The 23919-nt window shown below is 38.9% G+C and carries 27 protein-coding genes and 1 riboswitch; of the genes, 1 reads left to right on the top strand and 26 read right to left on the bottom strand.

Annotation, left to right across the window (positions count from 1 at the left end):
* Positions 1–17: 17 nt before the first annotated feature.
* The 22 genes from AC1D0Y_RS18730 to AC1D0Y_RS18625 all read right to left on the bottom strand — a co-directional run bounded on the left by AC1D0Y_RS18730 (position 18) and on the right by AC1D0Y_RS18625 (position 20557).
* Positions 18–134, bottom strand: a complete 117-nt coding sequence (locus AC1D0Y_RS18730; RefSeq protein ID WP_107918137.1) for a methionine/alanine import family NSS transporter small subunit — start codon at positions 132–134, stop codon at positions 18–20.
* A complete protein-coding gene (locus tag AC1D0Y_RS18725; RefSeq protein WP_477707843.1) occupies positions 134–1648 on the bottom strand; it encodes a sodium-dependent transporter in 1515 nt (504 codons plus the stop codon). The genes AC1D0Y_RS18730 and AC1D0Y_RS18725 overlap by 1 nt, the downstream gene beginning before the upstream one ends.
* Positions 1649–1896: 248 nt before the next feature.
* Positions 1897–2649, bottom strand: coding sequence for a sporulation protein YunB (yunB, locus tag AC1D0Y_RS18720; protein WP_013059640.1), 753 nt, complete (start codon positions 2647–2649; stop codon positions 1897–1899).
* A gap of 89 nt (positions 2650–2738) precedes the next feature.
* The gene (locus tag AC1D0Y_RS18715; protein ID WP_028409608.1) at positions 2739–3041 is read right to left on the bottom strand and encodes a YunC family protein; all 303 of its coding nucleotides are present in this window, start codon (positions 3039–3041) and stop codon (positions 2739–2741) included.
* 132 nt (positions 3042–3173) lie between these two features.
* Positions 3174–4028, bottom strand: a complete 855-nt coding sequence (locus tag AC1D0Y_RS18710; protein ID WP_013059642.1) for a DUF72 domain-containing protein — start codon at positions 4026–4028, stop codon at positions 3174–3176.
* A 101-nt stretch (positions 4029–4129) separates the two neighbouring features.
* Positions 4130–5527 carry a Fe-S cluster assembly protein SufB gene (sufB, locus tag AC1D0Y_RS18705; protein ID WP_016765826.1) on the bottom strand — a complete coding sequence of 466 codons (1398 nt, stop codon included), beginning with the start codon at positions 5525–5527 and terminating at the stop codon, positions 4130–4132.
* Positions 5528–5572: 45 nt separating this feature from the next.
* Entirely contained in the window at positions 5573–6007 is a 435-nt protein-coding gene (sufU, locus tag AC1D0Y_RS18700) for a Fe-S cluster assembly sulfur transfer protein SufU (protein ID WP_013085338.1), read from the bottom strand.
* Positions 5997–7217 (bottom strand): cysteine desulfurase, encoded by a 1221-nt coding sequence (locus AC1D0Y_RS18695; RefSeq protein WP_013059645.1) that lies wholly within the window; start codon positions 7215–7217, stop codon positions 5997–5999. The genes sufU and AC1D0Y_RS18695 overlap by 11 nt, the downstream gene beginning before the upstream one ends.
* Positions 7217–8524, bottom strand: coding sequence for a Fe-S cluster assembly protein SufD (gene sufD, locus AC1D0Y_RS18690; protein ID WP_014457887.1), 1308 nt, complete (start codon positions 8522–8524; stop codon positions 7217–7219). The genes AC1D0Y_RS18695 and sufD overlap by 1 nt, the downstream gene beginning before the upstream one ends.
* Positions 8525–8541: 17 nt before the next feature.
* On the bottom strand, positions 8542–9327 hold the full coding sequence (gene sufC, locus AC1D0Y_RS18685) for a Fe-S cluster assembly ATPase SufC (protein ID WP_013059647.1): 786 nt from the start codon (positions 9325–9327) through the stop codon (positions 8542–8544).
* A 239-nt stretch (positions 9328–9566) separates the two neighbouring features.
* Positions 9567–9932, bottom strand: a complete 366-nt coding sequence (locus tag AC1D0Y_RS18680) for a carboxymuconolactone decarboxylase family protein (RefSeq protein WP_013059648.1) — start codon at positions 9930–9932, stop codon at positions 9567–9569.
* Between the two features lie 121 nt (positions 9933–10053).
* Positions 10054–10890 (bottom strand): MetQ/NlpA family ABC transporter substrate-binding protein, encoded by an 837-nt coding sequence (locus AC1D0Y_RS18675; protein ID WP_014457885.1) that lies wholly within the window; start codon positions 10888–10890, stop codon positions 10054–10056.
* Between the two features lie 17 nt (positions 10891–10907).
* Positions 10908–11576, bottom strand: a complete 669-nt coding sequence (locus tag AC1D0Y_RS18670; RefSeq protein WP_013085342.1) for a methionine ABC transporter permease — start codon at positions 11574–11576, stop codon at positions 10908–10910.
* Positions 11569–12594 (bottom strand): methionine ABC transporter ATP-binding protein, encoded by a 1026-nt coding sequence (locus tag AC1D0Y_RS18665; RefSeq protein WP_013059651.1) that lies wholly within the window; start codon positions 12592–12594, stop codon positions 11569–11571. The genes AC1D0Y_RS18670 and AC1D0Y_RS18665 overlap by 8 nt, the downstream gene beginning before the upstream one ends.
* 131 nt (positions 12595–12725) lie before the next feature.
* Positions 12726–12833, bottom strand: a riboswitch (SAM riboswitch).
* A 180-nt stretch (positions 12834–13013) separates the two neighbouring features.
* Positions 13014–13313: a thioredoxin family protein gene (locus tag AC1D0Y_RS18660; protein ID WP_013059652.1), complete on the bottom strand. Its 300-nt coding sequence runs from the start codon at positions 13311–13313 to the stop codon at positions 13014–13016.
* A gap of 14 nt (positions 13314–13327) precedes the next feature.
* Positions 13328–13678 (bottom strand): toprim domain-containing protein, encoded by a 351-nt coding sequence (locus AC1D0Y_RS18655; RefSeq protein WP_013059653.1) that lies wholly within the window; start codon positions 13676–13678, stop codon positions 13328–13330.
* 181 nt (positions 13679–13859) lie between these two features.
* Positions 13860–14105 (bottom strand): YusG family protein, encoded by a 246-nt coding sequence (locus tag AC1D0Y_RS18650; RefSeq protein WP_013059654.1) that lies wholly within the window; start codon positions 14103–14105, stop codon positions 13860–13862.
* A gap of 79 nt (positions 14106–14184) precedes the next feature.
* Positions 14185–14568: a glycine cleavage system protein GcvH gene (gcvH, locus tag AC1D0Y_RS18645; RefSeq protein WP_013059655.1), complete on the bottom strand. Its 384-nt coding sequence runs from the start codon at positions 14566–14568 to the stop codon at positions 14185–14187.
* Between the two features lie 135 nt (positions 14569–14703).
* Positions 14704–15060, bottom strand: coding sequence for an arsenate reductase family protein (locus AC1D0Y_RS18640; protein ID WP_028409609.1), 357 nt, complete (start codon positions 15058–15060; stop codon positions 14704–14706).
* 116 nt (positions 15061–15176) lie between these two features.
* Complete coding sequence (locus AC1D0Y_RS18635) at positions 15177–16961, bottom strand: acyl-CoA dehydrogenase family protein (protein ID WP_060745815.1); 1785 nt, start codon at positions 16959–16961, stop codon at positions 15177–15179.
* Between the two features lie 23 nt (positions 16962–16984).
* Entirely contained in the window at positions 16985–18163 is a 1179-nt protein-coding gene (locus AC1D0Y_RS18630; RefSeq protein ID WP_028409611.1) for an acetyl-CoA C-acetyltransferase, read from the bottom strand.
* Between the two features lie 12 nt (positions 18164–18175).
* A complete protein-coding gene (locus AC1D0Y_RS18625) occupies positions 18176–20557 on the bottom strand; it encodes a 3-hydroxyacyl-CoA dehydrogenase/enoyl-CoA hydratase family protein (protein ID WP_176524082.1) in 2382 nt (793 codons plus the stop codon).
* Positions 20558–20741: 184 nt separating this feature from the next.
* Between AC1D0Y_RS18625 and AC1D0Y_RS18620 the strand changes: the two genes are divergently transcribed.
* On the top strand, positions 20742–20891 hold the full coding sequence (locus AC1D0Y_RS18620; protein ID WP_013059660.1) for a YuzL family protein: 150 nt from the start codon (positions 20742–20744) through the stop codon (positions 20889–20891).
* A gap of 79 nt (positions 20892–20970) precedes the next feature.
* Here AC1D0Y_RS18620 and AC1D0Y_RS18615 read toward each other — a convergent pair whose 3' ends face one another.
* From AC1D0Y_RS18615 to AC1D0Y_RS18600, 4 genes are all read right to left on the bottom strand, one after another.
* A complete protein-coding gene (locus tag AC1D0Y_RS18615; protein ID WP_028409613.1) occupies positions 20971–21888 on the bottom strand; it encodes a proline dehydrogenase family protein in 918 nt (305 codons plus the stop codon).
* A 173-nt stretch (positions 21889–22061) separates the two neighbouring features.
* Positions 22062–22319, bottom strand: coding sequence for a YusU family protein (locus AC1D0Y_RS18610; RefSeq protein ID WP_028409614.1), 258 nt, complete (start codon positions 22317–22319; stop codon positions 22062–22064).
* Positions 22312–23082 (bottom strand): IucA/IucC family C-terminal-domain containing protein, encoded by a 771-nt coding sequence (locus AC1D0Y_RS18605; protein WP_477707842.1) that lies wholly within the window; start codon positions 23080–23082, stop codon positions 22312–22314. Before AC1D0Y_RS18605 ends, AC1D0Y_RS18610 begins: the two co-directional genes overlap by 8 nt.
* Positions 23072–23899, bottom strand: coding sequence for an ABC transporter ATP-binding protein (locus tag AC1D0Y_RS18600; RefSeq protein ID WP_013059664.1), 828 nt, complete (start codon positions 23897–23899; stop codon positions 23072–23074). Before AC1D0Y_RS18600 ends, AC1D0Y_RS18605 begins: the two co-directional genes overlap by 11 nt.
* Between the last annotated feature and the right edge of the window lie 20 nt (positions 23900–23919).

Raw genomic sequence — 23919 nt, 5'->3', positions numbered from 1 at the left:
TGATGCTTCCTGTTTTTTTATCCTGATGCTTTACTTTCTTTTGCTTTTTTCACAGCATGAGCAATACTTGCGGCCAAGCCGCCCCATATGATGACCATCCCTACAACCATCATTGTCATCGAACTTCCATCCATTATTTAGAAACCCCCTTCTCTTTAACTGACAAACGCAGTGTCCCATCTTTCCATCGTGCAAAAGAAAAAGCAATTCCCAAAATAACAGCCAGAGCTGCCACACCCCAACCAAAAGGACCTACAAAAGTCGTTGCATACTGTTCGTAGTTTTCCGAAATATTTTTCCGGAAGTTATCAAACATCATGTAGCCAAGCACAAGTGGCGTAACTACTCCTAAACATATTTTCCACCATGAACCGATTCGGATATCAGAAACTTCGTTTGCATGTTGCTGAAGGCTGCTCAACTTCTTAAATACCCAAGCAACTAATACAACTTCTACTAAGCCTGCTAGAGCAACTCCGAAGTTATTAATGAAATAGTCGACCACATCTAAGAAATAAAGTCCTCCTTGTGTTGCAAATAATAGCGAGCAAATTGAAGCGATTCCTCCACCTATTAATACAGATTTTGTACGTGAGATAGTAAATTTATCTTGAATGCCTGCTATAAAGGTTTCAATAATTGAAATAAGTGACGTTAATCCTGCTAATGTTAAGGAAGCAAAGAATAACATTCCAAACAGCTGTTTAAACGCTGGAAATTCATTAATAATTTGCGGGAAGACCACAAAGGCTAGTCCTACCCCTCCCTGAACTACTTTATCAATTGGAATACCTTGCTGAGTAGCCATAAAACCTAGTGCACTAAACACACCGATTCCTGCTAGTAATTCAAAAGCTGAATTACCAAATCCAGTAATGAACGCATTATTAGTTAAATCAGATTTCTTTGGAAGGTAACTGGAATAAGTGATCATAATAGCAAAACCAACAGATAAACTAAAGAAGATTTGACCATATGCTGCGATCCAAACCTTTCCATCTCCAATTGCGCTCCAGTTTGGTTTAAAGAAAGCATGCAGACCTTCCATTGCTCCGTCTAACGTGACTGCTCGAATGACAATGATTAAAAATAGAATAATTAGTGTTGGTAGAAAGATTTTGTTTGCGGCTTCAATTCCTTTTTTGATTCCTTTTAATAAGACACCTAATGTCACAATCCATACAAGTACAAGCGGAATTAAAACGTGTAATACAAGGCTTCCTGTTTGTCCTGGTGCTTCAGCTAACTTTAAGTAATCTCCATATAAAAACGCTTCCGTATCGTTTCCCCAGCTTAACTTAAATGAAAAGATAAAATACGACATCGCCCACGCGATAATGACGGAATAGTAAACCGAAATAAAAAAGGAAATAGCTACTTGCCACCAGCCTAGCCATTCAGCCTTAGGACTTAGTCTTGCTAATGATAAAGGAGAGGAACCTTTATATTTATGTCCAATAGCAAATTCCATGATTAAGATAGGAATTCCTGCCGTCAACAAAGCAAATAAATAGGGGAGAAAAAATGCCCCTCCTCCATTTTCATATGCAGTGGCTGGAAATCTCCATATATTTCCTAATCCAATTGCTGAACCTGCTGCTGCTAAAATAAACCCTGCTCTTGATCCCCACTGCGGCCTATTTTCCACTGTAATTCCCCCTTTTATTCTCTCCCTACTCTCTTTTTATCGTAGATCAACAAGAATTTTTATAATTTTTAGATTATTCATTCTATAACTTCCTATCTCAAATTATAGAAGGGAGAAGATAGTATGTCAAAATATTTTTTATAGAAAATTCAGATAAATATTCCAATGAATAAAAGCAGATATGAAAGTATTTTTGAACTTCCGCACCTGCTTTTTAAATAACACTTTATCACGTTAATATAATATTGTTAATTTTTCTTCGGAAGTTCAATTGCCGGAGAAGACGAATTTCCACCGTTAAAATAATCAGGAACATTTCCAGGGATAACAGTCCCTCCTACAGGAATTGTAGCCGTAACGGTTGTTTTTCTCGTTGCAAACGGGATGATGATTTGCATGTTTACTTTTACTTTGATGGATACTTCAAGAAACGCATTATTTATTCCATATTCCTCGATTTTTCGCACTACGTCTGTTTGAACGTCACCAATAGCATGAAATTTAACCGGAATCAGCGGACCTAGATTTCCAAGCAGCGCATTATTAGTTGCTTGCCCAAGAGGAACTTGGTATACAATTCCTTGATTCCGAAGCTTTTCATTTTTTTCAATACGAATATCTGTTGGAAGTTCAAGTGCATCTAAATTCCCTTTTTCTGCCTCTTTTAAATTAGCTTGAACAAATGACGTAGTCTGAGCTCTAACCCGATTTACAAGCGCTGTGTCAATTTTAGCTACTTGACCGTTAGGTGTAGATTCAACTTTAATAACATCTACGTCCAGTTGATCAAGTACCTGTTTATTCACCGCTTTATTAATAACTAAAGTTGCAATCTCTTTTGTTTGTGCTTCAGCATATTTCATTAACGTCGGTTCAATCCCTCTATTAATTAGCCATAATCCTACCCCTGTGGAAAGCATAAAAAAAAGAAAGGTGAGCAACAGAACGTAGCGAAAAGGAAGCGGGCCTTTTCTTGTTAATTTCCGACGAAGTTTAACCAAAAAAAATCCCTCCTTACAAGCTATATGTATGCATGTATAAGGAGGTTCACGCTTCTTTTAAAAAGTTTTATCTTAAATTTTTCACTATATTAAAGCATTTTCAATAAAGCATCTTTGCCAATTGTTCCTTTAAAAATCCCTCTTTTTTCAGCTTCAAGCGTTACAGATTCAAGAGGCGCTTCAAGAAGCTGCTCAATTGTACGTACACCTACAGCTCTTCCAGCTATTATTTGACGATCAGCTAATTTATCATTTAATAGACCTACGTCTAGTGCTCCGCACATAATGTACCCTTTATCTGATGAAATTGTTAACAGAGTTGTTTTTGGAAGCAATACGGTAACTGCATTAAACGTATGACCTTCAATTACGATAGGCACTAAGGTGATCATAATAACTCACTCCTTTCTTAATCAATTTATGATGTTGAAAGAAAAAAAGTGAGGTTTTACATATACTTTTCTACCTATTTGACGTTTATATTCCTTCTTCCTTACTTATATAAACTTTTATAGGACTCAGTGCTAAAATTCATTAAAAAAATCTAATTGTTTAGGAGCTAAATTTTCATATTCAATATTTAATAAACTCATGAGCTGTTTGGCATTATGTACAGCATCTCCGCCGGAGTTATTATTAAATAACAGGTAAATGTCCTTCGTTTGTTTTTGCAGCTTTTCAAGACGTTCTTTCCACTCTAGGAGCTCTTTTTCATTGTAACGATACAAAAACCTTACTGCTCGCCAATTGCCTTCTGCGGGCTTGTTCCAACCGTGTACGTTTCGTCCGTGAAAACGGATAAGTGTTTTTTGTTTATCTGTAGCATGAATCACAATTGGAATAGATCCTTCTCCTGCCTGCGGTTCATCACAAATACCATGAATCCACTTCTCTTGTTCCATAAACGTTAACGTTTTATCATAGAAAAATGGCTTAAACCAAGATTGATTTCGAAACTCAAGCGCTACTGGCAAATCGCCAAACTTCTCGCGGCTATATCTCAAATAGGCTACATTTTCTTTTGTACAGTCAAACCAAGGTGGCATTTGAAATAAAATCATACCAAGCTTATTCGATGTTACGTAAGGCTTCACTGATTCTAAAAACGCATGAAACATTTCTTCTTTGCTATCAAACGGATTTCCTTCTCTCATATGGCCTGTCATACCTTGATAGGCTTTTACCACAAAACGAAAAGATTCCGGTGTATCGTTCACCCATTTTTCTACATTTGATGTTGGTTGAATTGCATAAAAAGATGAATCGACTTCAACAATTGGAAAATGGCCTGCATATACGGCAAGCTTGTCTCTTGAAGAAACACCCGCTTCATATAATGAATCATGATCTCCCCAGCCTGTGACTCCAATATAAATCATGCCATTCCTCCTCTATTTTCTTAGCTTCGCTCTTCTTTATTTTAATACAAACGATACAAAAAAACTCGTTTGCATAAACAGCAAACGAGTTTTTTCTATTATTAACCGATTGAACCTTCCATTTCAAATTTGATTAGACGGTTCATTTCTACTGCATATTCCATTGGAAGCTCTTTTGTAAATGGCTCAATAAAGCCCATTACAATCATTTCTGTTGCTTCTTCTTCAGAAATACCGCGGCTCATTAGATAGAATAATTGTTCTTCAGATACTTTCGATACCTTCGCTTCATGCTCAAGTGAGATGTTATCGTTTAAAATCTCATTGTACGGAATTGTATCAGAAGTTGATTGATTATCCATAATTAGCGTATCACACTCAATGTTCGCACGTGCACCTTCTGCTTTACGGCCGAAGTGTACGATACCGCGGTATGTTACTTTACCGCCTTGTTTTGAAATTGATTTTGATACGATCGTTGAAGATGTGTTCGGTGCTAAGTGAATCATTTTTGCACCAGCATCTTGGTGCTGTCCTTTACCAGCAAGGGCAATAGATAATGTCATACCGCGTGCGCCTTCACCTTTTAAGATAACAGCTGGATATTTCATTGTTAACTTAGAACCAATGTTTCCATCAATCCATTCCATTGTTGCGTTTGCTTCACAAACCGCGCGTTTTGTTACAAGGTTGTATACGTTGTTCGCCCAGTTTTGAATTGTTGTATAGCGGCAATACGCATCTTTTTTGATGATGATTTCTACAACGGCACTGTGAAGAGAGTTTGTTGTATAAACAGGTGCTGTACAGCCCTCTACATAGTGGACGTGTGAGCCTTCATCAGCAATAATTAACGTACGCTCAAACTGTCCCATATTTTCAGAGTTAATACGGAAATAAGCTTGTAATGGTGTATCTACTTTTATGCCTTTTGGTACGTAAATGAATGATCCACCAGACCAAACCGCCGAGTTAAGTGCAGAGAATTTGTTATCCGTTGGCGGGATAACTTTTCCAAAATGCTCACGGAAAATATCTTCGTTTTCTTTTAGCGCCGTATCCGTATCTTTAAATACGATACCTTGTGCTTCAAGATCTTCTTTCATATTGTGATAAACAACTTCAGATTCGTACTGAGCTGATACACCCGCAAGATACTTTTGCTCTGCTTCAGGAATACCAAGTTTATCAAACGTTTGTTTAATTTCTTCAGGAACTTCATCCCAAGAGCGTTCAGACTTCTCAGATGGTTTTACGTAGTACGTAATTTCATCAAAGTCTAAGCTTGCCATGTCTCCGCCCCACTGTGGCATTGGCATGTTGTAGAAGTGCTCTAGAGATTTCAAACGGAAGTCAAGCATCCATTGTGGTTCCTCTTTCATACGAGAAATTTCTTCTACGATTTCTTTTGTTAAACCGCGTTTAGAGCGGAAAATTGATACGTCTTTATCGGAAAATCCATATTTATAATCGCCGATTTCTGGCATTTTTTTAGCCATCTTTTATTACCCCCTACTTGATAGGATTGGGAATGAATGAAGGTCTTATTTTTGTTCGTTAAGACCTTTTTCCATCGCTTTCCACGCTAGTGTTGCACATTTAATACGCGCAGGAAATTTTGCTACACCTTGAAGTGCTTCAATATCTCCTAAATCTATACTATCATCATACTCTTTACCTTGCATCATGTCAGAGAAGATATGGGCCATTTTAAACGCTTTGTCTACTTCTTGACCTTTAATTGCTTGTGTCATCATTGAAGCTGATGACATTGAAATTGAACATCCTTCACCTTCGAACTTTGCATCCACCACTTTGCCGTCCTCTACTTTTAAAGAAAGTTCAATGCGGTCTCCACACGTCGGGTTATTCATATGAATGTTCACAGTATCTTCATTCAACGTTCCACGATTACGCGGATTTTTATAATGGTCCATAATTACTTGACGATAGAGAGTATCTAAATTATTAAAAGCCATTTGTAAAATACTCCTTCGTTTTTATTAATGATGACACCAATTTATCTACTTCTTCTTCCGTGTTATACAAATAGAAGCTTGCACGTGCAGTAGAAGATACGTTTAAATATTTCATCAGCGGCTGCGCACAGTGATGACCTGCACGAATCGCAATTCCATCAGCGTCTACTACTGTTGCAACGTCGTGCGGATGCACATCTTCAATATTAAACGTCACAACACCCGCTCGCTCTTTCGGTCCGTAAATCGTAATTCCATCTACTTGCGATAAGCGATCCAGTGCATACTGCGCTAACTTGTGCTCATGTGCTTGAATGTTATCTAAACCAACTTCTTCTAAGAAATCAATCGCTGCACCTAAACCAATTGCACCTGCAATGATTGGCGTACCTCCTTCAAATTTCCAAGGAAGCTCTTTCCACGTTGATTCGTATAGGTTTACGAAGTCAATCATTTCGCCGCCAAACTCGATTGGTTCCATTTTTTCAAGAAGCTCTTTCTTTCCATAAAGAGCGCCGATTCCAGTCGGTCCGCCCATTTTATGTCCAGAGAAAGCAAAGAAATCACAGTCTAAATCTTGTACATCCACCTTCATATGAGGCGTACTTTGCGCACCATCCACAACCATTACTGCACCGTTAGCATGTGCAATTTCTGCAATCTCTTTTACTGGGTTAATCGTGCCCAATACGTTAGATACTTGCATAATCGATACAATTTTGGTGTTGGATGTAATCGTGCTTTTTACCTCTTCTAGTGAAAGTGCATGATCTTCTGTTAATGAAATATATTTTAACGTTGCACCTGTTTCCTTGGCAACTTGCTGCCAAGGAATGATGTTGCTGTGATGCTCCATATAAGTAATCACAATTTCATCACCAGGTTTGAGATTAGCACGGCCATAGCTTGCAGCTACTGTATTAAGAGCTGTCGTTGTACCGCGCGTAAAGATAATCTCTTCCGTTGATTTTGCATTAATAAACTTACGAACCTTTTCTCGAGCGCCTTCGTATCCGTCTGTTGCTCTTGTACCAAGCGTGTGAACACCTCGGTGTACATTTGAGTTATATTCTTTATAATACTTCTCAATTGCTTCAATTACAGCAAGCGGCTTTTGTGAAGTTGCTGCACTGTCTAAATAAACGAGTGGGCTGCCATTTACCTCTTGGTCTAAAATAGGAAATTGTTTACGAATATCAGAGATATTCATTATCGAACTTTCCTTTCAATTAAATCTGTTAATTGCTTTTTAACCGTTTCGATTGGCAACTCGTTTACAACTGGTGCTAAGAATCCGTGGATAACTAGACGTTCTGCTTCTGTTTGCGGAATACCGCGGCTCATTAAGTAGTAAAGCTGAATTGGATCTACGCGTCCAACAGATGCAGCGTGTCCTGCTGTTACATCGTCTTCATCAATTAGAAGAATTGGGTTTGCGTCTCCACGTGCTTTTTCACTTAACATTAACACACGAGATTCTTGCTCAGCGTTTGATTTAGACGCACCGTGTTCAATTTTACCGATACCGTTAAAGATTGAAGACGCGCTTTCTTTCATAACGCCGTGTTTTAAAATGTAGCCTTCAGAATGTTTTCCAAAATGTACGATACTTGTTGTTAAGTTTTGAGACTGCTCTCCACGTCCAACTGTTACCGTTTTTGTATCTCCATATGAACCATCGCCCATTAGATACGTTGTATTTTCTGAAACTGTATTTCCTTCACTCATTAAGCCTAAAGCCCACTCAATGCGACCGTCTTTGCCCGCTACGCCGCGGCGGTTTACATAAGTAGTTGTACCTTTAGCTAAGTAGTCAACAGCTCCAAATGTTACTTTTGCATTGCTGTTAGCAAATACTTCCGTCACGATATTGACAACACCGTTTGACTCTTCAGCAGTAGCAATGTAGTTTTCTACATATGTTACTGAGCTGTTGTCTTCAGCTACAACAATCACATGGTTGAATAAAGCAGCTTCTTCATCTTCACGGACAAATACAGCTTGAAGCGGCTCTTGTACTTCTACATTTTTAGGAACGTACACGAATACACCGCCGTTTAATAACGCTGCGTTTAATGCAGTTAAACGGTGCTCATCTACTTTAACTCCGTCTTTCATGAAGTACTTCTCAACAAGGTCGCTATGCTCTTTAGCAGCTGTTTGAATATCTGTGAAGATAACGCCTTGAGACTTTAGCTCTTCTGTTAATGTTGAATATGCAGCTGTTTGGTCACGCTGAACATATAGATTTTTAACAGCTTCTGTATCAATCAATGCTTTAACCACTTCTGGAAGCTCGTCTACAGATGAGATTGTGCTTGCCTGTGAAGTGTGCTTGTCAAATGCAGTAAAGTTCCATTTCGAAATGTTTGTTTTATCTGGCTTTGGAAGTGCAAGATCTTCTGCTTTCGCAAGAGCTTGTAAGCGAAGATCTAGCAGCCAACTTGGTTCATTAGCTTCTTTTGAAAAGCTGCTGATGTACTCTTGATCAAATGGTAATTTCGTATCAATAGTCATAGAGATCCTCCTAACTCTTAAGCTTCTTGCTCTACAGTTTCGTCTTCAATACCTAATTCTTGTTTGATCCAGTCATAACCTTCTGCCTCTAGACGCTGTGCTAATTCTGGTCCGCCTGATTTTACAACGCGACCTTGCATCATAACGTGAACTTTATCTGGTGTAATGTAGTTTAGTAAACGTTGGTAGTGAGTAATCATTAAGCAACCAAACTCGCTGCCGCGCAGTTCATTAATACCTTTTGATACAACTTTTAACGCATCGATATCTAAACCAGAGTCGATTTCATCTAAAATTGCAATTCCTGGTTGAAGCATCATTAATTGAAGAATTTCATTACGTTTCTTCTCACCGCCAGAGAAACCTTCGTTTAGGTAACGCTGAGCCATATCTTGATCCATTTCTAAGAAATCCATGTTTTTGTCTAATTGACGGATGAATTTCATTAGTGAAATTTCTTCTCCTTCTTCACGACGAGCATTAATTGCTGAACGTAAGAAGTCTGCATTTGTTACCCCGCTGATTTCACTTGGATATTGCATAGCTAGGAATAGACCTGCACGAGCGCGCTCATCTACTTCCATCTCAAGTACATCTTCGCCGTCTAGCGTGATGCTTCCTTGTGTAACCTCGTATTTAGGATGTCCCATGATTGCTGAAGATAATGTTGATTTACCAGTACCGTTTGGTCCCATGATTGCATGGATTTCGCCGCCCTTAACTTCTAAATTAACACCTTTTAAAATTTCTTTACCTTCAATTGCAACATGAAGATCTTTAATTGTTAAAGTTGACCCTGCCATATTAAAACCTCCAGTTATAGACGTATATAGTAAAAAACGATATACCTATATCTTTTTAATTATTCTCATTTTATTCTCATTACAATCTTATAACAAATGAAAACTTATAGCAACCTTTTGACCCAAAAGGTTTTAAACCATTATGTACGTTTTTCAAGACTAAATCCACTCATAAAAAAGTTGCCTTAAAAGACTCCATAGAGCCTTCTAAGACAAGCTTTTTTACTCACTTTATTTACTTAGTGCGTGTGACTAGTCAGTTCTGAAATACACTCTTGGACAAGCGTAACGGACTGACTCATCGCTGCGCCTCCGCCAAATGCTGCTGACACTCCGCATGCTTCTAAAATTTCTTGCTCAGTTGCGCCTTGATCGATGCAGCCTTTTGTATGATAAATCATACAGTACTCGTCTTGAGCTACTACGCTGATTCCTAGCGCGATTAACTGCTTTTCTTTTTTAGAAAGAGAACCTTCTCCAAAACATGCTTCAGTAAACGCATTAAACGTTTTTGTTACTTCCGGCAATTTTTCGCTAAATTTCCCAACACCCATTTTATAATCATGAAGTGCTTGCTCAGTTGAATGACGTGCTTCTTGCTGCATAACGTCAGCTCCCATCATCAGTAAAGTTTTCACGGTTAGTATGCGTGAGAAAAATAAGAGTTATTCGTTTTCCCGCATACAAAAAAGCACTTGCCCAGAGTGGGCAAGCGCTTTTCTTCTATTATTTATTTACCGGCAGTACTCCGCCTTTGTATTTTTCTTTAATGTAGTCTTGAATTTCTTTAGAGTGAAGAACTTTCACTAAAGCTTTCACTGTATCTTTATTTTCGTCGCCTTTGTGAACCGTAATGATGTTTGCATAAGGGTTATTTTCTTTGCTTTCCACTGCGATTGGATCTTTTACTGGATCTAAGCCAGCATCGATAGCATAGTTAGCATTGATAACAACAGCGTCACCTTCATTGTTTTTGTACATCTGAGGTAGCAATCCGCCTTCAACATCGGCTTTAAATTTTAAATTCTTCGGGTTTTCTACGATATCTTTAATTTGTGCATCTGTTTTCTTTACGCCTGGTTTTAATTTGATTACGCCAGCTTTTTCAAAAATTGATAAAATACGTCCTTGCTCTGCTACTGCATCACGCATAATAACTGTGCCGTTTTTCGGAAGATCTTTTAAGCTTTTATATTTTTTAGAGTAGATACCGATTGGTTCAATGTGAATGGCACCGGCACTTACAAAATCATACCCTTTTTCACCCTTGTGATCTTTTAGCACTGAATTCATATAAGGAACGTGCTGGAAGTAGTTTGCATCAATTTCATTGTTTGCAAGAGCTGTGTTCGGTAAGATGTAATCTTGGAATTTTTTAATTTCCAAGTCGATTCCTTGTTTTTCTAAAATCGGTTTTGCTTGTTCTAAAATTTCAGCATGGGGCGTATTAGATGCACCCACAACAATTTTCTTTTCATCTTTTGATCCATTGTTAGATCCACATGCAGCTAATCCTACTACTAGCGCAGATGTTAATGCTAAAGCCGAAAGCCATTTTTTCATAATAAATAATCCTCCCTTTATCTTTTATCAATTTTTGCAGTAATCGCATCTCCAATAAGTTGGATAATAAATACAATAATCAAAATTAAGATCGTAGCAGCTAGCGTTACATCATTATGACTGCGCTGGAATCCTTCTAAATATGCAAGATTCCCGAGACCTCCAGCTCCAATCACACCCGCCATTGCCGTATAACCGACTAACGCAATCGTCGTTACCGTCAAACCAGAAATTAAAGCTGGCAGCGATTCAGGTAACAGCACTTTAAAGATAATAGTGCTTGTTGTTGCTCCCATTGATTTAGCAGCTTCAATAACACCTTTATCAATTTCGCGCAGACCAATTTCTACAAGACGCGCATAAAATGGTGCTGCTCCAACAATTAAAGCAGGTAACGCTGCATTAGCGCCTAAAATACTTCCTACCAATGCTTTGGTAAATGGAATCAGTAAAACAATTAAAATAATGAATGGAATGGAACGAAAGATATTTACAACTGCTGACACAATGGCATATAAAGGTTTGTTTTGCCAAAGCTGTCCTTTGGACGTTAAAAATAAAAGCAAGCCCAATAAAATACCTAGAACAAACGTGGCTATAACTGAAATAGCCGTCATATATAGTGTTTCATTTGTCGCTTGAATAAAATCATCTAAAATAACGTTTGGAAATAGTTTCTCAAGCATTTGTCATTACCTCCACTTCTACCTGCTGCTCATGAATGTATGCAATGACTTTTTCAACTTCTGTTAATTCTCCGTCTAAATGAACGAACAACGTTCCGTATGAACCTGTTTGTGTATGAGAAATCTTTCCTTGCAAAATATTAATCGTTACATCAAACTGTTTTAAAATCGTTGTAATGAGCGGTTGCTCTGCTTTTCCGCCAACAAACGTCAGCTGAATAATTTGCCCGCTTGGATATAACTCCTGTACTTGTTCAATTGTTTCAAACGTTTCTTCTGGTTCAGAAATCTGTTGAACAAATCGCTTTGTAATCGGCTGCTTAGGTTTTCTGAATACTTCTAGCACTTGCCCTTCTTCTACCACTGCCCCATTTTCCATAACAGCTACTCGATGACAAATTTTACGAATAACGTGCATTTCATGAGTAATGAGTACAATGGTTAACCCTAGCTTCTCATTAATATCTACTAACAGATCTAAAATAGAATCTGTCGTTTGAGGATCAAGCGCTGATGTTGCTTCATCACACAGCAATACTTTTGGGTTATTGGCTAGCGCTCTAGCAATACCAACACGCTGCTTTTGACCACCGCTAAGCTGTGATGGATAAGCATTTTCACGCCCTTCAAGCCCGACTAGCTTGATAAGCTCGTCTACTCGTTTCATTCTTTTTTCTTTTGAGATCCCTGCTATTTCTAACGGAAAGGCAATATTTTCTCGCACCGTACGCGACCACAAGATATTAAAGTGCTGAAACACCATACTAATTTCTTGTCTAGCTTTTCTGAGTTTTCCGCCTTTAATTTTTCCAATATCATTACCTGCTACTTCGACCGTTCCTGTCGTTGGTGTTTCTAACCCGTTTAGCAAGCGAATTAAAGAACTTTTACCTGCTCCGCTATAACCAATAATTCCGTAAATTTCACCTTGGTTAACGGTTAGATTCACATTATCAACAGCTGTTACTTGACCGCTTTTAGCCTGATAAATTTTTGTAACGTCTGTTAATGTAATCATATTTCTTCACCTTCTTTAGTAAAAACTTAATTATGTTAGGTTGCCCTATAGGATGAAAAAGCCGTAAAACAATTTTCCCCATTAAAAAAGCCTCTCTGCGCATGACAGAAAGGCTCGATATTTAATCCTTTCTCTCATCTTTCAAAGCGCATAGCTTTGCAGGAATTGGCACCATTTCAGTTAGTCTGACGGTTGCCGGGTTTCACAGGGCTCAGTCCCTCCACCTCTCTTGATAAGAGTTCGCAACAATTATTTTGTTTTTGGGAAATATTCATTCATTTATGAACATTCATGAGTGTGATTTTAGCATGTGTCAGATAGGCTGTCAACAGATTTTGTTCTTGGGATAATATCCCAAGATTTCAACAGCCCCAACGGTTTGCTCTCGTTCTATTTCTTCATTTTAAACAAACGTTTGATTATCGAAGCTCTTCAAGTACGTGCTCGATGGAATGAAACGCATAGAGTTTTTTTACCATTTCGCCATTTTTCACTTCAATCAAACAAGGTACACTTTCAATTGAAAATACTTCTGCTTTTGAAGGCATATAATTTAAATTGCTCATTCCGATGGTCACACCAGGCAGCATTGCTTCTGCTACGGTTAACATTTTTTTTGCCAGCTGACATGTCCCGCAAAAAGGTGTATGGAAAAAGATAAACGCTCTTTGTCCTTCTTTTAACTGATCGTCAAGCTGTTTTTCGCTCCATTCTTGCATGTTGCTCATTCCTTTTATGTTAAAAATTCTGCATTAACATCGATATTGGCACTCAGTAATACTGTTGCTATGTGATGTCTAGGGGCGGCAGCAACCTCTCGGTACATTTTATCAATATATAGATGCTCTGCTTCCGGAAGCTCTCGTTTAAATTGTTTTCTTAGCTTATTCCCTGAATCATCAGAGTCAACGAGTATGTATACCTCTTTGTTAAACGTAAAGTCAATAATTTCATCCAGCTTTGATAAACTAATCGTACCGTTTGTACAGATAATTTCAATTGGTTCTCGAATGATATCTTGGATACGTTTTTTATCTGATTTTCCTTCGACAATAATTACTTTTTCAATTTCAATTAGCCCCATTTTCATCACCCATAATCGTCAGTTGTATAGTAACATCATTTCTTTATGCTATACAATATTCGTTAATGTATCACAGTTCACCTGTTTTTTAAAAGAAATTTGCAAGAAAGAACTGTTTTAAAAGGCAGCTTAAGCCATATTGTTTCCATAAAACAAGAAAAACAGCGGCAGTTGCCACTGTTTAGCACCATCCTGCTTCTTCGTCGCAGTCTGTATATTTTTGCGTTTCACCTTGCTTTTGTACATCTGTATATTGGTAGAATTTATTATTTTCTTGCGAATACCCTTCTTCAAAGCGGTATTCATTGCCGCTTGTTCCGTAACTAACTTCACCAATTGGCTGCTTATCAACATATAATTTCATGCCGCCGTCATGAAATTTAGCTGTAACGCGATCTGTAACGTCCATTTTTTGTTTTTCAAACATAAAAAGACACTCCTTTAGCTTGTTTACTAATAGAGTGTCCAGTCAAAAACTTTTCATAAAGACAATTTATGGAGGAGTATTATCCTTCGTTTGTCATTTCTTCGTATTGCTCTGCTGTCATTAGCTTGTCTACTTGAGAAGCATCAGACGGTTTGATTGTAATCATCCATGCTTCTTCGTATGGAGATTCATTAACAAGTTCAGGGCTATCGCTTAAGTTATCGTTTACTGCTACAACTTCACCGCTAATTGGTGCGTAAAGCTCAGAAACTGTTTTTACTGATTCAACGCTGCCAAACGGCTCGTCAGCTTCTACTGTTGCTCCTACTTCTGGCAGTTCAACGAATACGATGTCGCCAAGCTCAGCTTGAGCGAAATGCGTAATACCTACGCGGACAACGTCTCCTTCTGTTTTTACCCATTCATGCTCTTCAGAATAACGCAAATCTTTTGGTGTACTCATCTTAATCCCTCCAAAATATGTATCGTAATTTGTTTATATAAAAAGCGCCTTCAACGTGGAGAACACTTTCTACAACCTAAAATAACTTCCTATTAACAGTGTAACGTAAAAGGTAAAAATTTTCTATTTGAAAACTTACTTCCACACGTCCTCAAACTGCTCTTCTTTGAAGCCAAGCGTTACTTTTTGTCCATCTGTTAGCAGCGGACGCTTAATTAACATGCCATCTGACGCAAGAATAGACAGCAGTTCGTCTTCACTCGCACTGCTTACTTTATCTTTAAGCCCTAATTCGCGATATTTTTTACCGCTTGTATTAAAGAATTTTTTTAATTCTAAGCCGCTGTTCTGATAATAAGATTGCAGCTGCTCTTTTGTTGGCGGGCTTTCTACAATATGAATTTCTTCATACGCTACTCCGTTATCATCCAGCCACTTCTTGGCTTTTCGGCACGTACCACACTTTGGATATGAATAAAAAAATAATGACATTTCGTCAACCACCCTTTATTTTAAGCTTTTTTCGTATTTTAACACATCCTTTATCATTTACCTAGATAGAGGCTTCTTAAACAAAAAGGAGCTCGTTTTACGAGCTCCTTTTTCCCTTAAACTGTGAACTTCTCTACTTCTAGAAGCGTTTTTGCAATCTCGCGCTTTACGCTAATCACATTGATTGGTGTATAGCGCGTTAACTTGCGAAGAGACGAAAGCATGACTCTAAGCGTATCACCTTGTTCAACGCCAATTAACGTTTCTTTTGCATCTGCTTCAATTCGATTAAATGCTTCTTGGCAAAATACTTGCGTATATTTTACCTTCAAGCTGTTTTGATCTGCACCTGTTTTGGAAATCGCTTTTTCAGTACGTAAAACAGTGGATTCCATTGCATATACGTTACTAATCATATCGGAAATATTAACGAGAATTTCTTGTTCTTTCTCTAATTCTTTACCGTATTTCTGTGCAGCTAGACCTAAAAGCAAGAGCGCAATTTTCTTCCCATTTTGCACAAGCATTTTTTCTTGATCTAACGGCTCATTGCCTACTTCCTGGGGCATAAGCATCATCAATTCTTCTTGAAGCGTTTGTGCTTTTTGAAGCAGCGGAAGCTCTCCTTTTAGCGCTTTGCGTAAATACGTGCCTGGTACTAAGAGACGATTAATTTCATTTGTTCCTTCAAAAATACGGTTAATGCGGGAATCACGATACAGGCGCTCAATTTCATACTCACTCATAAAACCATAGCCTCCGTGAAGCTGCACCCCTTCATCTACGATGTAGTCAAGAGATTCCGTGGCAAACACTTTGTTTAATGAGCATTCAATGGCATATTCAGCAATGGAAGCGGCAATTTGTTTTCCGTCTTTTTGCTGTTCTTCTGAAAGCTGGCCCATATGGTCTTCAAAAAGTCCTACCGTACGATAGACGGAGCTTTCAGTTGCGTATAATTTAGAAGCCATTGTTGCTATTTTTTCTTGGGTTAATGAAAATTTAGCAATGGGCGTTTTAAACTGCTGACGCTGGTTAACATATTGAGACGTGATTTCTAACGCACGTTTCCCTGCTCCAACTGCTCCAACTCCAAGCTTGTAGCGCCCAATATTTAAAATGTTAAACGCAATCACATGCCCTTTGCCAACTTCACCTAACACGTTTTCTTTTGGAACAAGCGCATCTTCAAGAATCAACGTTCTGGTTGAGGAGCTTTTGATTCCCATTTTCTTCTCTTCCGGTCCAACCGAAACACCTGGAAATTCGCGTTCAACGATAAAAGCAGAAAATTTATCGCCGTCGATTTTCGCATACACCACGAACACATCAGCAAATCCGGCATTCGTAATCCACTGCTTTTCTCCATTTAACACATAGTGTGTGCCTTCTGCGTTAAGGCGAGCTGTTGTTCGAGCACCGAGGGCATCGGAACCAGAACCAGGTTCTGTTAACGCATATGCTGCTATTTTTTCCCCAACTGCTAAAGCAGGTAAATATGCTTGCTTTTGCTCTTCTGTTCCAAATAAGACGATTGGCAATGACCCAATTCCTACGTGAGCACCATGAGTGATGGAAAACCCGCCTGCTCGAGACATTTTTTCAGCAATTAAAGCCGAGGTAATTTTATCTAAACCGAGTCCACCGTATTCTTCCGGTACATCTGCACCAAGCAAGCCTAATTCACCAGCTTGTTTTAATAACTTTACAGAACGGTCAAACTCATGCTTTTCTAAATATTCCACTTGTGGAAGGACTTCATTTTCTACAAATTCATCTGTCGTCTTGGCAATCATCTTTTGTTCAGATGTATAATCCTCCGGCGTGTAGACGCGGCTTGCATCGCCTTCTTCAATTAAAAAGCTTCCACCTTTAATCATTTGTTTTGTTTTATTTGACATGTTCATATCCCCCTTTGAAATGATTATGCTAACAATTCAAATACACCAGCAGCTCCCATTCCTCCGCCAATACACATCGTGACAATTCCAAACTGCTCATTTCGACGCTGCATTTCGTGCATTAAGCTAAGAGTCAGCTTAGCTCCGGTACAGCCTAATGGATGACCTAAGGCAATAGCGCCTCCGTTTACATTTACTTTATCTTCATTAATATTTAATTCACGAATAACGCCAAGTGCTTGAGAAGCAAATGCTTCATTTAATTCAAACAATCCAATATCAGAAAGCTCCAGCCCTGCTAGTTTAAGAGCTTTAGGAATGGCAGCTATCGGGCCAATCCCCATTACTTCAGGCGGAACTCCTCCAACTGCAAATGAGCGAAACTTAAGCAAAGGCTTTAACCCTTCTGCTTCAGCTTGTTCTTTATCCATTAGAAAAACGGATGCAGCTCCGTCACTTGTCTGCGAAGAGTTTCCAGCTGTTACGGATCCTTTAACCGAAAAAGCTGGACGAAGTTTTCCTAATACGTCTGCAGTTGTGCCGGGACGAACTCCTTCATCTTGAGAGAACATCAGCTTTTGTTCACGGAGCTTATTGTTTTCATCCACTTTTCGAAGCGTCACTTCCACCGGAACAATTTCGTCGTTAAACTTCCCTTCTTGAAGTGCTTTTGCTGCTTTTTGATGGCTGCGTACAGCAAACGCATCCTGGTCTTCACGTGAAATGCCGTACTTCATCGCCACTTGTTCTGCTGTATGTCCCATGCCCATATAATATTCCGGCGCATTTTCAACCAGCTGAACATTCGGACGCGCTACGTTTCCAAACATCGGAACAAAACTCATTGATTCTGCTCCTCCAGCTAACACTGCTTTGGCTTGCCCTAGCATAATTCGTTCTGCACCGTAGGCAATACTTTGCAAACCTGACGAACAATAACGATTAATCGTTATTGCTGGCACCGTATACGGCAAACCCGCAAGAGCGCCAATATTTCGAGCCATATTCAAACCTTGTTCTGCTTCAGGCATCGCACAACCAATAATTAAATCATCAATTGGTCCTTCGTATCCGCCTGCTCGGCGAAGTGTTTCTTTAACCGCGATGGCTCCCAAATCATCAGGTCTAACACTTGCCAGTGAACCTTTTTTTGCTTTTCCGACCGGTGTCCTAGCACCTGCTACAATAACTGCTTCTCTCATTTTTTCTCCCCCTTAATTACGCAGTGGTTTTCCTTTAACTAACATGTGCTGCATACGTTCTTGAGACTTCGCTTCACCAACAAGACTTAAAAATGCTTCTCTCTCTAAGTCCAGTAAATACTCTTCATCAACTTCCGAACCGAACGCTACACGTCCTCCGGCTAACACAAATGCTAACTTGCTAGCAATTTTATAATCATGTTCTGATATATATCCTGAATATTTCATGGATTGAGCTCCTAGCAGCAACGTTGCATATCCTGTTTCTCCAACCACAGGAATTTTAGTTCTTACAGGTGGTTTATAGCCCGTGTCATGTAAAGCAAGGACTGAGTTCTTCGCATCATTCAGCAAATGATCTCCGTTTACGCTGATGCCATCATGGCGATTTAAAAAGTTTAGCTGTCTAGCTTCTGCAGCAGAAGCAGATACTTTTGCAGTAGCAATTGTTTCAAATGTTTTATTGGCAATTTGCTGAAGATCGAGCGTTACACCGTTCGGTAAACCATTTAACTGTTTGATATAAAGCTCCTTATTACCTCCTCCACCAGGAATAAGTCCGACTCCTACTTCTACAAGGCCCATGTAAGTTTCAGCAGAAGCTTGGATTTTAGCTGACGGTAAGCAAATTTCTGCTCCGCCTCCAAGCGTCATCGCAAATGGAGCTGCAACAACCGGCTTTTCGTTGTATTTCACCTTCATCATTGCCTGTTGAAATTGTTTAATGACAAATTCAATTTCAAAATAATTGTCATCTTGTGCTTCCATTAAAATCATAGCTAAGTTAGCCCCAACGCAGAAATTTTTCCCTTGATTTCCTATGACCAGTCCTTTATAGTTCTTATTCACTTCTTCAAGAGACTGATTTAATAAGCTAATAATATCTAGCCCGATTGCATTGTTAGGAGAGGTGAACTGCAGGCACGCCACATCATCTCCTAAATCAATTAAACTCGCTCCGCTGTTTTCTAAAATGACATTATTTTGAGAACGTAAAGATGACAGGTGAATCACCTTTTTATTTTCTTTTACCGCTTTATACTCTTCATCTTCGTAGTAAAGCGTTTGACCTTCCATTTCTTTATAGAAGCTTGTAAATCCATTTTCCTGCATTTGTTTTACCCACTGCGGAACTGCTAAACCAGACTGCTCCATCTTCTCAATTGACTTTTCTAAACCAATTGCATCCCACGTCTCAAAAGGACCCATTTTCCAGCCAAATCCCCACTTCATAGCTTGATCAATGGCCACGATATCGTCGGCGATTTCATTTTTTAACTGTGCTGCATATACAAGAACGGGACTGATCACATTCCAAAGAAGCTGTCCGGCACGATCATCAGAATATATAAGCGCTTTCATTTTATTTTGCAGCCCTTTTGCCTGCTTGCTTAATTCGGTAGAAGCTGTTTTTAACTTCTTTCTCTCAACGTATTGAAGTGTACTAGGATCAAGTTCTAAAATTTCCTTGCCTTTCTTTAAAAAGAAGCCTTGCCCTGACTTGCTTCCCAGCCAGCCATTTTCCTGCATTTGTTTCATAAATAAAGGGACATCGAACACTTCTTTTTCTTTGCCTTCTACTTTGTCAAATACATTGTTAGCCACATGAATAAATGTGTCTAGTCCCACTACGTCTAGTGTTCGAAACGTTGCGCTTTTTGGTCTTCCAATTAAGGGGCCCGTCACAGAGTCAACTTCTCCCACGCTGTAATTACCTTTTAACATTTCTTGAACGGTCACAAGTAAACCGTACGTACCGATACGGTTGGCGATAAAGTTAGGCGTATCTTTTGCAATAACTACTCCTTTACCTAATACATCTTCACCAAACGTTTTCATATATTCAACAATTTCTGATTTTGTGTCATGAGTTGGAATGATTTCTAATAACTTTAAATAACGCGGTGGATTAAAAAAGTGCGTTCCTAAAAAATGCGCTTTAAAATCTTCTGAGCGTCCTTTAGCCATTTCGTGGATCGATATTCCTGAAGTGTTTGAACTTACAATACTTCCTTTTTTTCGTACACTGTCAATTTTTTCAAACAACTGCTGTTTAATATCAAGACGTTCCACTACTACTTCAATAATCCAATCACAGTCGCTTAACTGCTGTAAATGATCTTCAAGGTTTCCTGGCGTAATCAACGATAGTGATGACTTAGACGTTAAAGGCGCCGGTTTTTGCTTCGTTAATTTAGCTACAGCGGTTGTACTCAACCGATTTCTCACTTGCCTATCTTCAAGCGTTAGCTGTTTTTTTTCCTCGTCTGCTGTTAATGAAGTTGGAACCACGTCTAGCAAAAGCGTTGGAATTCCTACATTCGCTAAATGAGCTGCAATTCCAGAGCCCATAACTCCTGAACCTAAAACGGCGGCTTTTTTTATGTTCATAATTATCCCCACATCCCCTTTAATATATTGAATGAATGGTCATTCATTTTATGCGTAAAAAAAGAGAGTCACTGTTAATCTCTGTTTTTACTATAAAACATTTTTTAAATTTTCGCAATATATTCACAATATTATCTCTAACTATTTTTAATGTGTTTGGTTATCTTAATACACAGGAGGTGATTTTGTGAGTAAATTAAAGAAGGATCCATCGTCAGCAGGCGTAAGCGCAGCAAGCGTTAAAGGAAATGCTGGACCGGTTAATGAACCGCACGGCCGCGGCAAAAAGACATCTCAAAACCAACAGTACACAAAGCATAACACTCAAGGACATTAACCTCAAAATCGAACATGAGTAATCGAATCATGTTCGATTTTTGATTATTTCTTACTTTGTCATCACGACCATTTCATTATTATTTTTTTACGATTCCTTTTAAGACAAATGCGACATTTGCAGGTCTTTCTGCAAGGCGCCTCATAAAGTACCCATACCAGTCCGTTCCATAAGGAACGTACACTCTCATTTTATATTGTTCTGCTACGAGCTGAACTTGCCTTTCTGATCGAATCCCGTATAGCATCTGAAACTCAAACTGATTCATTGAAATTCCATGTTTTTTAACAAACTCTTTTGTATACTGAATGATTCGTTCATCGTGAGTAGCAACTGCTGTGTAGTGACCGTTTAATAAGTGAAGTCCAATGATGTTTTGAAAGTTTTCGTCCACGTCTTCTTTATCAGGAAACGCCACGTCTGCTGCTTCTTTGTATGCCCCTTTCACTAACCTTAATTTAGGAGCATACGCATCTAATTCACGGATGTCACTTTCTGTTCGATATAAGTATGCTTGAAGCACCGTCCCTACGTGTTCATACTCATTTTTTAATTGTTTAAATAGCTTAATCGTCTTGCTGCATCGCTTATAGTCCTCCATATCAATCGTCACAAATACGCTATGTTTTTCCGCTTCTTCAAGAATACGCCGCATATGATGAAGGGCCAAATCTTCTGAAATGTCCAGTCCCATAGACGTTAATTTTAAAGAAATTTCTGAATCTAATCTTTCTTTGTGTATAAGGTGAATAGCCTTTATGCATTGAGCTGCAGCATGATCCACTTCAACTTCACTTTCCACAAACTCGCCAAGATAATCAACCGTTACTTTTAATCCCTGTTCATTTAGCTTTTTTATCACACTAACAGCTTCATCGATGGTTTCCCCTGCAACAAACCTTGCTGCTCCAAAACGTAAGCCATAGCGCTTAGCCAGCTTTGTTAACTTTTTGCTTTTTGATAACAATAAAAAAAAGTTTCTTATCGTTTGTTCCAAAGCAACCCCCCGCCTTCACTTGTCATACGCCTCACAAAATTTATTTAATTATCATTAATTTTACCATTTTTTAAACTAGATAGGCACCCTTTATTAACGTATGCACACAAAACCAAAAAGCGACCGGGAGCTTTTGGATAAAAAAACATCCATCAGCTTCGTGATGAATGTTTTTATTCTGGTTTTCGCTGTGACGCTCGATGCGCTTCATTCAGCTCTTTGATTTCCTTTACAATCTCGACCATTTCCGCTTTTGCTTCTGGATATAATTGATTCCAATGCTTGGTTAAAGGCGGCATGGATTTTGAGATATGGTTGTAAAGTGCCCACATTTTTACTTTTTCTTGTAGCTGCTCGTCACTTTCACCGACCATTAGTTCTGTATACTTTTCAATCAAACCGTCGAATTGCTCTTGAAAGGTTTTATTCATGCACAATCACTCCTTTCTTTGGTTTACAAATAACCGGACACGTTTGACAATAAGTCTCTTTAGCTCCTGTTTGGTAAGATAAACAGCACGTTTGCCGAACCCTTATCTCCTGCTTTTGCTTCTTTACATATGGAGGAGGTGAACTGTACCGAGAAAGCGGATTATGATGGTATGAACCAAAGTGATGACCCTCAGCTTCTTCCAACACGTATCGTAAATTCTTTTGCACTTGCACATTTTCTATTTCTTCATTTGCTAAAAGCAAATCATAAAGCCAGTGGATATAAACAGCTACGTTTTCCCACAGCGTCAGCTTCGAGATTTTTGTCACTTTATGCAGCGATGACCATATCGGCTCAATGTGATGAGCAAACAATTCATCAAGAAGTTCATCAAGAAGAATCTTCTGATTGTCCTCTGTTACTTCTTTCGTCTCAGTTTCTGAGATGAACACTTTTGGGAGCCACATTGTTTCAGCGTCTTCTGTATGCAACGAAACATTTTTAGTCGATGCATTTATCTTTTTTTGAAACACAATAAATGAATACAAAGCCGCCACCACAACAAAGCTATACCGCTTAGCTAACATGGAGGCAGCTGCTCTCAAGTTATCAGCCTCCATCGTCTGTTGAATCCATAGCAGCTGCATCCGCAGCGTGCTTTCATCCATGTAGCTGGAGGGAGACAACCTGTACAGCGAGTTATCTTTAAACGTACAGCGGAATTTTTCTGCTAACTCGCTTTGCTCTTTCTTATTGAGCATGCTGCGTTTCAACTCGCAGCTTATTCACAATACATCGTCCGCGCCCATGAGGAATACAAAGAGGCGTTCCAAATAACGGATCCACCGTCACTTCACAGTTCATATTAAAGACTCGCTGTACTAAATCGCAGTTAATGACTTCTTCTGGTCTTCCCTGTGCATAGATTTTTTTATCTTGAAGCGCCACAATATGATGAGCATAGCGGCAGGCTAAGTTTAAATCGTGCAGCACCATTACGATGGTACGATTTTCTTTTTCATTCAATTCAAATAACAAGTCCAAGATCTCAATTTGATGTGTCATATCTAAATACGTTGTCGGTTCATCAAGTAAAATAATATCCGTATCTTGTGCTAATGTCATGGCAATCCATGCGCGCTGACGCTGTCCTCCAGAAAGCGAATCAACTTGACGATCAGCCAAGTCTGCTAAACCTGTTGCCTCGAGTGCATTTTGTACTTTTTCTTCATCTTCTTGAGACCACTGACGGAACCAATTTTGATACGGATAGCGCCCTTGTTTAACAAGCTGCAGCACGGTCAACCCTTCAGGTGCAACAGGACCTTGTGGAAGAATTGCTAGCTGCTTTGCAATTTCCTTTGTCGGAAGAGAGGAAATTTTAGAGCCTTCTAGTAAAATAGAGCCGGCATGTGGCTTCAATAACCTTGCTAGTGAACGCAGCAGCGTAGATTTTCCGCATCCATTACTGCCGATAAAGACCGTAATCTCACCCTTTGGGATGGTAACGTCAAGCTCATCTATAATCATCGCTTCTCCATATGATAATGTTAGCGATTTTGTTTCTAACGAATGCATGCGAATCGCTCCTTCTACAA

The organism is Priestia sp. P1_B12_1 (assembly GCF_056406695.1).
The sequence above is the reverse complement of the archived record's forward strand: the minus strand, read 5'-3'. Positions and strand labels throughout refer to the sequence as shown.

Excerpts from the sequence above, each read along its gene's own strand:
- AC1D0Y_RS18665 (WP_013059651.1), bottom strand. The coding sequence starts at position 12,594 with ATGATTACATTAACAGACGTTACAAAAATTTATCAGGCTAAAAGCGGT.
- AC1D0Y_RS18635 (WP_060745815.1), bottom strand. The coding sequence starts at position 16,961 with ATGTCAAATAAAACAAAACAAATGATTAAAGGTGGAAGCTTTTTAATT.
- AC1D0Y_RS18610 (WP_028409614.1), bottom strand. The coding sequence starts at position 22,319 with ATGAATAAAACCTTTCAAGAGCAATTCGACGGTTTGATTGAAAAGTAT.
- AC1D0Y_RS18655 (WP_013059653.1), bottom strand. The coding sequence starts at position 13,678 with ATGGGGCTAATTGAAATTGAAAAAGTAATTATTGTCGAAGGAAAATCA.
- sufU (WP_013085338.1), bottom strand. The coding sequence starts at position 6,007 with ATGGCTTTTAATAATTTAGATACTCTCTATCGTCAAGTAATTATGGAC.
- AC1D0Y_RS18695 (WP_013059645.1), bottom strand. The coding sequence starts at position 7,217 with ATGAATATCTCTGATATTCGTAAACAATTTCCTATTTTAGACCAAGAG.
- AC1D0Y_RS18730 (WP_107918137.1), bottom strand. The coding sequence starts at position 134 with ATGGATGGAAGTTCGATGACAATGATGGTTGTAGGGATGGTCATCATA.
- AC1D0Y_RS18670 (WP_013085342.1), bottom strand. The coding sequence starts at position 11,576 with ATGCTTGAGAAACTATTTCCAAACGTTATTTTAGATGATTTTATTCAA.
- AC1D0Y_RS18715 (WP_028409608.1), bottom strand. The coding sequence starts at position 3,041 with ATGATCACCTTAGTGCCTATCGTAATTGAAGGTCATACGTTTAATGCA.
- sufC (WP_013059647.1), bottom strand. The coding sequence starts at position 9,327 with ATGGCAGGGTCAACTTTAACAATTAAAGATCTTCATGTTGCAATTGAA.
- AC1D0Y_RS18710 (WP_013059642.1), bottom strand. The coding sequence starts at position 4,028 with ATGATTTATATTGGAGTCACAGGCTGGGGAGATCATGATTCATTATAT.
- AC1D0Y_RS18650 (WP_013059654.1), bottom strand. The coding sequence starts at position 14,105 with ATGTTTGAAAAACAAAAAATGGACGTTACAGATCGCGTTACAGCTAAA.
- sufB (WP_016765826.1), bottom strand. The coding sequence starts at position 5,527 with ATGGCTAAAAAAATGCCAGAAATCGGCGATTATAAATATGGATTTTCC.
- AC1D0Y_RS18630 (WP_028409611.1), bottom strand. The coding sequence starts at position 18,163 with ATGAGAGAAGCAGTTATTGTAGCAGGTGCTAGGACACCGGTCGGAAAA.
- AC1D0Y_RS18605 (WP_477707842.1), bottom strand. The coding sequence starts at position 23,082 with ATGCTCAATAAGAAAGAGCAAAGCGAGTTAGCAGAAAAATTCCGCTGT.
- AC1D0Y_RS18640 (WP_028409609.1), bottom strand. The coding sequence starts at position 15,060 with ATGTCATTATTTTTTTATTCATATCCAAAGTGTGGTACGTGCCGAAAA.
- AC1D0Y_RS18600 (WP_013059664.1), bottom strand. The coding sequence starts at position 23,899 with ATGCATTCGTTAGAAACAAAATCGCTAACATTATCATATGGAGAAGCG.
- AC1D0Y_RS18660 (WP_013059652.1), bottom strand. The coding sequence starts at position 13,313 with ATGCAAGAATGGAGCGAAAAACAGCTTGACGATCAGTTAAAAGAAGGA.
- AC1D0Y_RS18675 (WP_014457885.1), bottom strand. The coding sequence starts at position 10,890 with ATGAAAAAATGGCTTTCGGCTTTAGCATTAACATCTGCGCTAGTAGTA.
- sufD (WP_014457887.1), bottom strand. The coding sequence starts at position 8,524 with ATGACTATTGATACGAAATTACCATTTGATCAAGAGTACATCAGCAGC.
- AC1D0Y_RS18680 (WP_013059648.1), bottom strand. The coding sequence starts at position 9,932 with ATGCAGCAAGAAGCACGTCATTCAACTGAGCAAGCACTTCATGATTAT.
- gcvH (WP_013059655.1), bottom strand. The coding sequence starts at position 14,568 with ATGAGTACACCAAAAGATTTGCGTTATTCTGAAGAGCATGAATGGGTA.